The 12,390-nt window shown below is 52.7% G+C and carries 12 protein-coding genes; 11 read left to right on the forward strand and 1 reads right to left on the reverse strand.

Features of this window, described 5'->3' with window-relative positions; translation table 11 throughout:
* Nucleotides 1-57: 57 nt before the first annotated feature.
* Genes F4Y39_24570 through F4Y39_24610 form a run of 9 tightly spaced genes read left to right on the forward strand, consistent with a single transcriptional unit; the run spans nucleotide 58 to nucleotide 10,180 of the window.
* Nucleotides 58-756 carry an FKBP-type peptidyl-prolyl cis-trans isomerase gene (locus tag F4Y39_24570; protein ID MYC16911.1) on the forward strand — a complete coding sequence of 233 codons (699 nt, stop codon included), beginning with the start codon at nucleotides 58-60 and terminating at the stop codon, nucleotides 754-756.
* Between the two features lie 6 nt (nucleotides 757-762).
* A complete protein-coding gene (locus F4Y39_24575; GenBank protein ID MYC16912.1) occupies nucleotides 763-1,473 on the forward strand; it encodes a hypothetical protein in 711 nt (236 codons plus the stop codon).
* Nucleotides 1,470-2,237 (forward strand): NAD(P)-dependent oxidoreductase, encoded by a 768-nt coding sequence (locus F4Y39_24580; GenBank protein ID MYC16913.1) that lies wholly within the window; start codon nucleotides 1,470-1,472, stop codon nucleotides 2,235-2,237. Before F4Y39_24575 ends, F4Y39_24580 begins: the two co-directional genes overlap by 4 nt.
* Nucleotides 2,234-2,947 (forward strand): NAD-dependent epimerase/dehydratase family protein, encoded by a 714-nt coding sequence (locus F4Y39_24585; protein ID MYC16914.1) that lies wholly within the window; start codon nucleotides 2,234-2,236, stop codon nucleotides 2,945-2,947. The genes F4Y39_24580 and F4Y39_24585 overlap by 4 nt, the downstream gene beginning before the upstream one ends.
* Before the next feature lie 7 nt (nucleotides 2,948-2,954).
* Nucleotides 2,955-4,259 (forward strand): aspartate aminotransferase family protein, encoded by a 1,305-nt coding sequence (locus F4Y39_24590; GenBank protein ID MYC16915.1) that lies wholly within the window; start codon nucleotides 2,955-2,957, stop codon nucleotides 4,257-4,259.
* Between the two features lie 10 nt (nucleotides 4,260-4,269).
* Nucleotides 4,270-6,165: a hypothetical protein gene (locus F4Y39_24595; GenBank protein MYC16916.1), complete on the forward strand. Its 1,896-nt coding sequence runs from the start codon at nucleotides 4,270-4,272 to the stop codon at nucleotides 6,163-6,165.
* Nucleotide 6,166: 1 nt separating this feature from the next.
* Entirely contained in the window at nucleotides 6,167-8,131 is a 1,965-nt protein-coding gene (locus tag F4Y39_24600; GenBank protein MYC16917.1) for a hypothetical protein, read from the forward strand.
* A gap of 12 nt (nucleotides 8,132-8,143) precedes the next feature.
* Nucleotides 8,144-9,157 (forward strand): Gfo/Idh/MocA family oxidoreductase, encoded by a 1,014-nt coding sequence (locus F4Y39_24605; GenBank protein ID MYC16918.1) that lies wholly within the window; start codon nucleotides 8,144-8,146, stop codon nucleotides 9,155-9,157.
* 6 nt (nucleotides 9,158-9,163) lie between these two features.
* A complete protein-coding gene (locus F4Y39_24610; protein ID MYC16919.1) occupies nucleotides 9,164-10,180 on the forward strand; it encodes a Gfo/Idh/MocA family oxidoreductase in 1,017 nt (338 codons plus the stop codon).
* Between the two features lie 12 nt (nucleotides 10,181-10,192).
* Here F4Y39_24610 and F4Y39_24615 read toward each other — a convergent pair whose 3' ends face one another.
* Nucleotides 10,193-10,453, reverse strand: a complete 261-nt coding sequence (locus F4Y39_24615; GenBank protein ID MYC16920.1) for a DUF2442 domain-containing protein — start codon at nucleotides 10,451-10,453, stop codon at nucleotides 10,193-10,195.
* An 83-nt stretch (nucleotides 10,454-10,536) separates the two neighbouring features.
* Here F4Y39_24615 and F4Y39_24620 point away from each other — a divergent pair, with 83 nt between their 5' ends.
* Nucleotides 10,537-11,232, forward strand: coding sequence for a haloacid dehalogenase type II (locus tag F4Y39_24620; GenBank protein MYC16921.1), 696 nt, complete (start codon nucleotides 10,537-10,539; stop codon nucleotides 11,230-11,232).
* Between the two features lie 10 nt (nucleotides 11,233-11,242).
* On the forward strand, nucleotides 11,243-12,388 hold the full coding sequence (locus F4Y39_24625) for a carboxylate-amine ligase (protein ID MYC16922.1): 1,146 nt from the start codon (nucleotides 11,243-11,245) through the stop codon (nucleotides 12,386-12,388).
* Nucleotides 12,389-12,390: the final 2 nt, after the last annotated feature.

The following is a 12,390-nucleotide window of genomic DNA, read 5'->3' on the forward strand; positions in this document are numbered from 1 at the left end:
CGCTAATTCTCTTATTCGTTGATTCGCTGATTCGCACCCTTTCATTCAGGAGAAAAAATGAAGCGTCTTTTTGCAGTATTCATTGCCACTGGCTTATTGGGTTGCCAGACTCAGGAAAAACCCCAATTTGTAGAAGTCAACCTCGAGGACAAGCAACACAAGCTGAGTTATGCACTCGGCTTAAATCTGTCTGAGCAATTGAAAAAGCAGCAGGGCATGGCAATTGATCTGGATGTATTTGTACAGGGATTCAAAGATGGTTATAGCGGGGAATCCCCCCTGCTTTCCTCAGACGAAGCACTAAAAACTCTAATCGAGATACAGGAAGAACAAAGGGCACAACAACTTGCGGAGAAAAACAAAATGGCAGCAGAAAACAAAAAAGCCGGCGAGGCTTTCCTCGCGGAAAACAGGAAAAAAGAAGGCGTGATGACATTGGACAGCGGCTTGCAATACAAAGTGATCAAAGCCGGTGATGGACCGAAACCCAAAAAAACCGACTCAGTAGTATGCCACTATCGCGGAACATTGCTTGACGGCACGGAATTTGACAGTTCTTACAGCCGCGGAGAACCAGCGCAATTTCGCGTCGATCAACTCATTCCCGGCTGGACAGAAGCCCTGCAACTCATGCCCACGGGATCGAAATGGGAACTCTATATTCCATCCTATCTGGCTTATGGCGCGCGGCAAGCCGGGCAAATTAGCCCCAATTCAACGCTTGTATTCGAATTGGAATTGCTCGAGATCAAGTAGCGGGAATTGGTTTTGAAGCTGGACATCCTGTATCGCGACAATGACCTGGTCGCCATTCAAAAACCGTGTGGCTGGTTTGTACACCAGACCCACCTGGACCGGTCGGCCATGTGTTGCATGCCCGTATTGCGAAATCAACTCGGGCAGTGGGTTTATCCGGTTCACCGCCTGGACCGCGGGACATCGGGCGTTGTGCTATTCGCACTTCACCCTGAAATTGCACGTACATTGGGTGCTGCATTTTCAGCGCGACAAATAAAAAAAGAATACCTATCCGTAGTGCGCGGGTACTTGCCAGACAAAGGGCGGATACACCATGCCTATCGCCCGCCCAACACATCGTCGCCCGTCGAAGCCATCACCGATTTCCACTGCAAAGGCACTGTTGAACTACCCTACCCCGTGGGGCGATATGAAACCGCGCGGTATTCGCTCATGCGCGCAATGCCAGTAACAGGTCGGCAACATCAGATCCGCCGCCACTGTGCGCATCTGCGCCACCCAATCATCGGCGATGTGCGCTATGGCGACCGCCATCACAATCAATTTTTTCAATCCCATTTTGAAATTAGCCGATTGCTACTAATGGCTACCCGCATCGGTTTTGCACACCCCACATCGGGAACATGGACCGAAATCTCCGCGCCAATTCCCGGCCCAATTCAGCGCTTATGCCAGCAATTTGGCTGGGAATCTGATCTGGAGGACAAATTATGAATGTACTGATAACAGGAGCCGAGAGCCGTTTGGGACAGGCCATCGCCAGAGAATTGGCACCGGATAACCGGTTGCGACTCTGGGGAACGGGCGATCCGCCTTCTGAACTGGATGAAAACATCACCTATTTTGAAGGCGACATGCGCGACCCGGACGTAGCGTGGCGTGCCGTTCGAAACATGCAGGCTATTATCCACACAGGTGAGCCACCACCCAATCTGCCCGAGGACGACCTCGCCTGCGAACAAGAATTACTCGATCTGGCAACCCGGGGCACCCATGTCCTATTCAAAGCTGGTATAGATGCCGGTATAAAGCGTTTTGCATACGGAAGCACACTCCAAATATTCGAATCCTACCCCGATGATGTATATATCAGCGAAATGTGGCGACCTATGCCATCGACAGACAAATTTCAGCTCACGCGCTATCTCGGCGAAATGACAGCGCGCGAATTTGCGCGCGATTTTCCCGTAGCCGTCACAGTATTGCGCCTGGGCAAGCTAATAGCAGAAGAAGACGCTTCCACTCAAGAGCCAGACCTCATGTGGGTCGATTATCGCGATGCAGCGCGGGCATTTCGCCTATCTCTCAATCGCGATGCACAGTCCGAACTGAAGTGGAACCGGCGATTTGCCCTCCATCACATTTGTGCAGACATTCCGAATCCAAAATATCTGGTCGGCCAAATTAGTGGACCTCTGTTGCGAGGATTTCAACCGCAACACAATTTTGAAGCCATCTGGCGTGGAGGTGACGCGTGAAAAAAGTACTTTTGCTGGGCGCTTCGGGACTAATTGCCCCCAATATCATACCGGATATGGAATCGCATTGCGATTTCACATTGGCCGATATAAAGCCCTATCCCGATGGCAGACCTATCGAACATGTGGATATGCGCGAGTACGACCAGGTGCGCGATGCCATGCGGGGCACGGACGCAGTGATGAATTTCACGGTGAATCGTCCCGATCCCATCTTGAGCTTTCACGTCAGTACACTGGGCGCACTGCATGTCATGAAAGCCGCCGCCGAATTGGGCATCAAAAAAGTGGTACACACGGGACCGCAACTGGTGCGAAATTACTACGATCAGGATTTTGAAATCACCGATGTCCCCCGCGCCCCCGGCACCGGGTATTACGGCATAACCAAAATGCTCAGCTACGAAATTTGTCGCACATATGCGAGAATTTACGATATACAGACAATTTGTTTTGTATTCAACGGTCTGGGTCCAGAGCCGAGTGAGCCGATCAAAGGCGAAGACTTCCCCCCATTTCGCATATTCTGGAAAGACCTGGCCCATGCGTGTTGTCTCGCACTGGACATCGAATCCGTACCGGATAATTATCAGGAATTCAACATGGTGAGTATGACAGCGCACCAGAAATACACCCTGGAAAAAGCACAACGCATTTTGGGCTACAAACCGGCTGAACGCTGGGAAAATTATTACAAACGCGAGGTGTGATAAAGCTATGTCGTCTTCCAAAACAATTTTCCAAAAAAACCGCAAAGTCATCCCCGGCGGCGTAGTATCAGTCAACCGCGCTGTCGCGCCGGAAATTGCCTTTGTGCGCGGACAGGGCAGCCATGTGTGGGATGCAGACGGCAATGAGTACATCGACTATCACGCGGCATTCGCGCCATTTATTCTCGGACACAACGATCCGGATGTAAACGCGGCAGTGGCAAAAGTAATTGCCGAAGGCACAACACTGATGGGATCGGGTACCAATCCCTGGGAAGGGCATTGCGCCGCATTAATTGTAAAACACGTACCCTCCGTCGAAAAAGTCATGCTCACCAATACGGGATCGGAAGCCACCTATCACGCCATTCGGATCGCGCGGGCGCACACGGGGCGCAATGGCGTCATCGTAATGCAGGGAGGATACAACGGCTGGCACAACGACGTGGCACTGAATGTAATGACGCCAATAGACGCAATCGGACCGCGGGTCTCCCCGGGTGAATACAAAAAAATACCGCTCTCTGCTGGCGTACCCAATAGCGCGTTAGACGATATACATGTAGTAAATTTTAACGACCTCAACTCAGTGCGCTGGGCAATGGATCAGTACGATATCGCCGCGTTAATTCTCGAGCCAATATTACAAAATATCGGCATCGTACACCCACAAGCGGGCTATTTACAGGGACTGCGCGATTTGTGCGATGCGCGAGGGGTTGTGCTGATATTCGACGAAGTAAAAACGGGATTTCGCCACGCGATGGGAGGCTATCAAAGCATATGTGGCCTCATGCCGGACCTGTCCGTATTTGGCAAAGCAATAGCCAATGGCTATCCCATTGGCGCGATTGGCGGACGGGCATCGCTCATGGATTATTTTGTCCACAAAGAGCCCGCAAAGCGCGTGTTAATCGCCGGAACTTACAACGCCCATCCCATATCATGCGCGGGCGCCATTGCCACAATGGAAAAACTCGCATCGGCAGATTTTAAACAACTTTACGCAATGGGCGAACAGTTAGAGACGGAATTGACCGCATTATTCAAAGAAGCCGGCATAGAAGTATCCATTGCCCGACAGGGATCGGCTTTTTGCGTTTATTTTATGGACCACGCGCCCGTTGATTGGCACGATATTGCCGAACACCACGATTTCGCGCTTGACGAACAGTATCGTCGCGCATTGATTGAAAAGGGCATCTATCACTTTCCACTGGCAACCAAGCAAGGCAGTATTTCGTTTGCACATTCACAATCGGATATAGATAAAACGCTCTCGAAAACGCGAGACGTTCTTCAATCACTTTGAGGAGGAGTATATGGGAAGTCCAGCAAAAAAGGCAATTGTCATAGGGATGGATGGGGCGAGCATGGAAATTGTGAAAAACCTGGCCGACTGGGGGCACATGCCCAATATCGCAAAACTTATGGAACGCGGGGCATGGCGCCCCATGATTGGCGTGTTTCCCACCCTCACGCCGCCGGGATGGACGGCTATAGCCACGGGATCGTGGCCCGGCAATCACGAAGTAATGGATTTTAACATCCGCGCCCTGGGCAAACGACTGGACCAGACCGTCTGGGGCATCAATACGGATCTGTCCAAATCCGAATACATCTGGAATACATTTGAGCACGCAGGTAAAATGCCGATTCTGGTCAAATGGGAAATGTCGTGGCCGCCCACCGTCACGACCGGAATCCAGGTAGAAGGCACGGGACCCGGTGTATCTAATCACCATCAGGTCGCGGGCTATCACTTATTTGTAGGAGGCAAGTGGGCACCGAGACGATTGGTCGTACAGCGCGACCCTGAAACACTGGACCCGAGCGCCCTGCAAACCGTATCGGAATTTGACCCCGTCACCCTCAAAGCGGCAGATGGATGGACAGCTCTACCCGACTCCGAAAAACCACCGCTCGAAGTCGAAATGGTGATCACGCCTCTGGCGCGCGGACGCGCGCCCATGAACCGGGGAAAAAAGGGCACACCCAAACCGTTCTACGGTTTGATCTATGCGACAACCGCAAAGGGATACGATCGCATATCCGTCTGTAGCACGCGAGACGGAGATTCAAAAGTGTGTGACCTCGGCGTGGGCGAATGGAGCGATTGGTGGCTCGACACATTTGAAATAGACGGCGAACAGGTAAGCGGCTACGTACAGATGAAATTGATCGCACTGACCGAAAATGCCGATATGTTCGAGCTATTCGTACCGCAAATCTGGCCGCCTGACGACTATACCAAACCGGCGTCAATCGCGCGGGAAATAGACGAAAACGTCGGTAATTTCTTGCAAAACCCCGGCCGCGATGCCCTGGGCGTAATTGACGATGACACGTATTTTGAATTGCTGGAGTTCCACCACCAGCGACTGGCCGATGTGGCGCAATACCTGACGGAATCTCGCTCGTGGGATCTACTGATGATTGAAACGCACGCTTCGGATTATACGAGCCACTTCTTCCTCGGACAGGCCGATCCCACCAGCGGTGCCGAGCAATCGGTTCTCGAGCGGTCGCGCGAAGGCGTCTTCCGCACCTATCAGTCAATTGATCGCATGATCGGGCGCATCGTTGACGATATTGCCGACGACGATACCGTCGTCGCAGTGGTAGCCGATCACGGCGGCACATCCAATCAATTCCCCGCAGTCAACATCCGCAAAGTCCTCACAGAAACGGGATTTGTGAAATACCACGAAAATGGACAAATCGACTGGAGCAAAACGCGCGCATGCGACGTGGGATTGGTGCATATCTTCATCAATCTGGAAGGACGCGAACCCGACGGAATCGTTTCTCAAGAGGATTACGAAACCGTGCGCCGAGAGCTAATCGCCGCGCTGATGGAATACAAAGACGAAGCCACCGGACGCCACCCCTTCGCGCTGGCTCTGAGCCGCGAAAATGCCGAAATGGTCAACTTGTGGAGCGACCTGGTCGGCGATGTGGTCTATGCACTGCATCCCGAATTTGACGGCGCGCACGGCAAGCAATTGCCCTCGGTGAGCTTTGGCATGGCCGGGCAGCATTCGACATTTGTGATTGCAGGCGCGGGGATTAAGCAGACCGGCATGCTCACAAAACAAGTGCGCTCAATCGATGTCGCCCCCACAATCTGTTATCTCACCGGAGTACCCATGCCGATGCAGGTCGAAGGCGGCGTGGTCTATGAAGCTCTCAAAGATCCCGATTGGCATATAAAATAATATGGCAGAAGCATCGACATATCGGGCAACAGAGGTTCAAAGCGGTCGCGCCGTAACACCCCGGGCCATTTTTGTAGCCATCGTGATCATCGTCGCAACCGTCTTGTGGGACGAGTGGATGGCCTACTACATGAGCGGCTCCAATATCAGCCGCAGCCATTTCCCCCTGGCGCTGCTCTTTCCATTCTTATCGCTGGCCGTATTGAACATCATCGCGCGCCGTGCCCTGCCCTCTCTCGTTCTCACACCACCGGAATTGCGCGTGGTTTTGGGGATGGGGCTCGTCGCCGCGATTGTGCCTTATGACGGCGTTACCGGGCACCTCATCGGTGTCTTAGCCGGGGTGTACTATTTTGCAACGCCAGAAAACGGATGGAATTTTTATCTCCATCACAATATCCCAACCTGGCTGGCACCGCAAAATGATACGGGCGCGATGAACTGGTTTTACGAGGGCACGCCCGCAGGCCATGTCCCCGCACTCGGCGCGTGGGTAACCCCGCTTTTCTGGTGGACCTGCTTCCTCGGCGCAGTCGCATTTGCCGTCTTTTGTGTGGTCGTCATGTTGCGCCGACAGTGGGTAGATCACGAACGCTTGACCTATCCCATCGTGGAAGTGGGCACCCTATTGACCGAGACTCAGCAAGGGGGCAAGCTATCTCAGGTTTTTTCGTCGCCGCTGTTCTGGATCGCGTTTGGACTTGTGATGCTGCTGAAAGTCTGGAACATCGGGTCGTACTTCACACCGATTTTTCCGCACATTCCGTTTGAAGGCGGACAGTTTCGGTTCTATCCCGACTTTCCTTTTTTAATTCGCAGAGTCAGTTTTTACGCAATAGGCTTCGGTTATTTTGCGCGATTGGACGTGCTGTTCAGCGTTTGGGTATGGGTCCTTTTATCTGGCTTTGAGGTCTTTTTATTCAACAAATTTGGGTACACACCCGGCGCAGCAGACCGCCAGTGGCAAAGTCCTGCCCTGGGTTGGCAAAGCGGTGGCGCACTCATTTTTCTCGCAATCTGGAGCCTGTGGATGGGCCGCGCACACCTCACAGATGTCTGGCGAAAAGCCGTGCAACCAGATTGCGAAGTCGATGACAGCGACGAATTGCTATCGTATCGCACGGCTGTAATCGGCCTGATCGTCTCCCTGTTATTTGTCGCTACCTGGTTATACGCCGCGGGCCTGGCACTATTCGTCATTCTCACATTTTTGCCAATTGCCCTATTGACATTTTTGGGACTCTCTCGCGTAGTTGCCGAACTCGGCCTCGTGTACGTGTACTATCAGGTACAGCCTTTTGACGCAGTATTGCAAATTTGGGGCACGCCGACAATCAACGGGCAAAGTGTCACAATCCTATCGTTTATGCGGATATTTAACAGCGCCGGCAAAGGCTATGTCATGCCCGCCATGACACAATCCGTCAAAGCCGTAGATCGCGTGGTAAAACCCAGACAAATTGCCCTGATGATCGGGATATCACTCATCCTGGGTTATATGGTTTCCGTCGCCAACACACTGTACCTGGGATATGCTTATGGCGCGTACAACCTGGGCAACATGGGGCTCAAAAACGCCGCGCCGGGCGCATTTAATAAAGCGATCAACTCCATCCGCAACCCAATACCAATGGGTGGCAAAGGCGGGTTGGCAATATGGGCTTTAATCGGTGCGGCAGCTATGGCCGCATTCACAATGGCGCGCTATTGGCTCCCCTGGTGGCCCCTGCACCCCATTGGCCTGGCCATACAAGGCAACTACGGCGTCACAAAGGTCTTCTTTTCAATTGTGATCGTCTGGGCAATCAAATCGCTGCTGATGAGAATAGGCGGCGTGGATCTCTACGAACGCGGCAAGCCCTTTTTTATCGGATTGATCGTCGCCCAGGCTTTGAGCACAGCCCTGGTCTTTGCCATCGATTGGGTGTGGTTCCCCGCACGCGGGCACAATGTACACAATTATTAAAAAGGAAACCCAATGATCGGAGTAGCAATTCAAGGCGCGGGAAATGTATCCACCGAACATATCAAAGCATACCAGAACAATCCCCATACCCGGGTGGTAGCCATTGGCAGTCGCACGTTGGAAAGCGCGAAAAAAAAGGCCACCGCCTGCGGTATAGATTGTGAACTATTCGATTCTTACGACCGCATGCTTGCCCATCCCGGCGTGGATCTGGTATCGATTTGCACCCCTCCTGATTTACACGCCGCAGAAACCATCGCAGCAGCCGAAGCTGGCAAACACATCCTGATCGAAAAACCAGTGGCCCTGAATCCAGACGAACTTCACGCCATGGATGCAGCGGTTCAAAAAGCCGGGGTAAAAACCGTCGTGAGCTTTGTCCTGAGATGGAACCCAATGGTCCTATCCATCAAACAAGTCATTGAAAAAGGATGGATCGGACAGCCACTTCTCGTACAGGCCGATTACTGGCACGGACCAACCCATCAGCGCCCAAAAAAATTTGAAAAACCCGGGTGGAATCCCATGACTGCCGGGGCTATTGTACACGGAGGCTGTCACGCAATGGACGCAGCGCGATATGTTCTAGATAATGACTCCATCGTTCAAGTATCCGGAGTATCCGCCCGCAATTCCAGCCATCCCGAAACATATCTCGCAACAACCGCAGCCGCGGTTCAATTCGAACGCGGCACCGCGGGAAAAATTTCCGGATCGACCGAATTTTTCATGCCCTATGTATTCAATCTGGAAGTATTTGGCGACGAAGGCATAATCCGAAACAATCGATTTTATACAAAACAAATCCCGGGACAACGCGACCTATCTGAAATACCAACCGTATTGCCAGACAGCGGCGCAGTATCGCACCATCCCTTCCAGGAAATGATCGACCATTTCATCGACTGTATCACAACCGACGTGGAATCCCACGATAATCTATCCGTAGCGGTCAACACCCACCTGGCCTGCTTTGCCGCTGAAGCATCAGCGCGGGATCGGGGCGTGCCCATTCACCTGAGATAGAAGGAGATGCACATGGCATCAGACCAAACGCTCAAAATAGGACTCGTCGGCTGTGGGGGATTGGGATCGCGTCACGCCGCCCATGTAGAGAGCATAGAAGGCGCAGAACTGGTGGCAGTCTGCGATCAGGACCGGACTTCAGCAACGGCTCTATCCGATAAACTCGCGTCCCAGCCCGCTATTTACGACAATCACCGAACCATGCTATCGGCGCAATCCCCAGACGCCGTACTGGTAGTAACACCCAATTTTGTACACAGCCCCATTACAGTTGATGCCGCCACAGCAGGCGCGCATGTCTTCTGCGAAAAACCAATGGCACTCACAGTTGAAGATTGCGACGCAATGATTGAAGCGGCTGATAACGCGGGTGTCTTTTTAATGATCGGGTATGTGCGGCGATTTCAAAATGCCTACCGCGAAATGAAACGATTGATCGCTGAAGGACAAATCGGCGAGATTCGCATGGCGCATACCGTGCGTTTGGGCACAGGAGCACCTGGAGGCGTAGCGGGATGGCAATTGGATCGGGAGAGATACGGCGGGCTTTTTTCAATGCACAGCCACGAACTGGATCAACTCACCTGGATGGCTGGCGATGTGCGCGCTGTTCAGGCTGTGATGAGATACGACGATGCGTCATATAACACCGTAGAGGAAAGTATCTTTATCAATTTGGAATTCAGTTCAGGCGCAATCGGGTCTTTGAGCAGCAGCCGAATTTATCCGGGCGGAAGCTATGAACTGGGCGTAGCTGGCACCGAAGGCTCAGTAAAAATTACCAGTGGCACAGGCGCACAACTCACACTCAACCGGGTGGGTGAAAAATCCGAACACATGACTTATGAGAGGAACAACGGATTGCTGGAAGAAATGACCTATTTTTTAAATTGTATCCGCACAGGAGAACAACCGCAATCCAGCGGCCACGACGGTCGGCGCACCATTGCGATTTCCCTCGCCGCCCACGAATCTGCGCGCACGGGCCAGAAAATAGAAGTACCGATAAGCTCGACAAAATGATTGCCGAATAGCTCAAAAAAGGGATTCAAGGCTCAAAAGATGGCAAAGTTCGATACCATCATCTAAGTCTTCCCAATAAATAGCAAAACCGCCCGGTTCTATTGACCAGTTGGCGCGTTGTTCGTCGGTTGCCCTGTATAACCAGTCCAGCCAATGAACATTGTCCAAACGCAGACTTATTTCGCGTCCATCGCTTAATGCGATATATAGAAGACCATTATCAAAACGGACGTTTGTTGCAATAACTGTTTTTTTATCTGGAGAAGTAAGCATCCCGAAAAATAGACTATTTGCAGTGGTGAATCAACCCCTGATTGTTCGTGGTCGAAAATGAAAATGAGAAAGCTGAGGTTTAAATGGCAAAATTAGAACAAGTACAGGCATTGACATTTGACTTATTTGGCACGATTTTGGATCTGGGCGGCAGTTTGACGCCATTTATCGACGAAATGCTTCGCAAAAAAGGATCCGACACCACAGCAGAACAATTCTGGCAGCAATGGCGTTATCGTCAACGCCTGGAACAATTTCAGGACACAATCATGATGCTCGGGCACGGAGGCTACCTGGAGACAGTGCGACGGGCATTTGTATATGTACTCGCCCTGAATAAAATTAAAATGTCAAAAGAGGAAGTACAGACATTCCTCGCCTGCTGGCAGGAATTATCGCCCTTTCCCGAAGTCAGAGCAGGACTGGAGAAATTGGCCACACGTTACAAACTCGTCGGACTATCCAATGGCGACCCCGCCTTTCTCGATCACCTGGCGAAAAACCGGATCCAGTGGGATTTTGACGACGTCATCTCCGTAACGACAATGGGCGCATTCAAGCCTCATCCCGCCGTGTATCGCCGCGCCGCGCAAATCCTCAGCCTGGAAGTAGGCGAATGCATGATGGTATCGGCCAACTCGTTTGATGTGGTAGGCGCCCGCGCCTGCGGTATGCGAGGTGCGTACGTAAACCGCTACAACTTGCCCTACGAAGACTCCCCGTATCGCGCAGATATAACAGTCGCCGATTTCACAGAATTGGCCGAAGCAATCGCATAAAAGGCCCAATATGGATAAAGACCTCAAAATCACCCTCGGCGTCGAAGAAGAATTCTTTCTCGTTGACCCCAACACCCGCGACCTCGTTGCCGATCCCGACCCGGGCATCCTCGCCGTTTGTGAAAAAAACAGCGGAGCGCACAAGGTCGTAACGGAATTTCTGCGCTCCCAAATAGAGACCAACACCCGCGTCTGCACATCAATAGCCGAAGTCCGCACAGCACTGATAGAGACCCGCCGGATAGTCATTGAGGGCGCTGCACAGTACGGTGCCGCATTGATAGCTGCCTCCACCCATCCCTTCGCGTCGTGGTCTGCACAGATGCCCACACCACAAAAGCGCTATGAGGAATTTGAGGTCACGTACCAGGAATCCGTGCGGCGGTTGCTCATCGGGGGCATGCATATCCACGCCAGCTTCGGCGACTCAGAAGAACGCATTCGCGTCATGACCGCACTTCGCCGGTACCTGCCCTTGCTCCACGCGCTATCTACCTCGTCGCCGTTCAGCGGCGGAAACCTCACCGGCTTCAAATCCTATCGCCTGAACATCTTCAGTGCCCTCCCGCGCACCGGCCTTCCCGGGCCCCTGTATTCTCAAGCCGAATACGAGCAACTCGTAGAAGACTACCAGCGCCTGAACTTCATCGGAGACGGCAGCGAACTGTGGTGGGACATTCGCCCCGGCAACGCTTATCCAACAGTGGAAATACGCATCTGCGACACCTGTTCGCGCGTTGAAGACGCAGTATGCATTGTCGCACTCTACGCATCCCTCATTCGCATGCTACTGCGACGGGCGCGGGCAGGCACCCTGCCTCCTGAGCCGCGCACCGAAATCATCGCCGAAAATCGCTGGCTTGCACAGCGCTACGGGGTATTTGCGTTCCTGGGTGATACGCGCGACGGCGGGCGCATGGACATCGACGACTACGCACGCGGACTAATTGAACAGTTAGACGAAGATGCCCGCGCACTCGGCTGCGAAGACGAATTACACCGCATATCCGAAATCATCCGCGACGGCAGCAGTGCGGACCGACAGGTTGACCACTTTCGCATCCGCCTCCTGGAAGGTGCCACCGAAATAGAGGCATTGCGCGCCGTCGTTGATCTGCTGATCGCCGAAACCCAAGAGGGAATTGACAAAGTCTGAGA

This window comes from Gemmatimonadota bacterium (assembly GCA_009838845.1).
GTDB lineage: Bacteria > Latescibacterota > UBA2968 > UBA2968 > UBA2968 > VXRD01.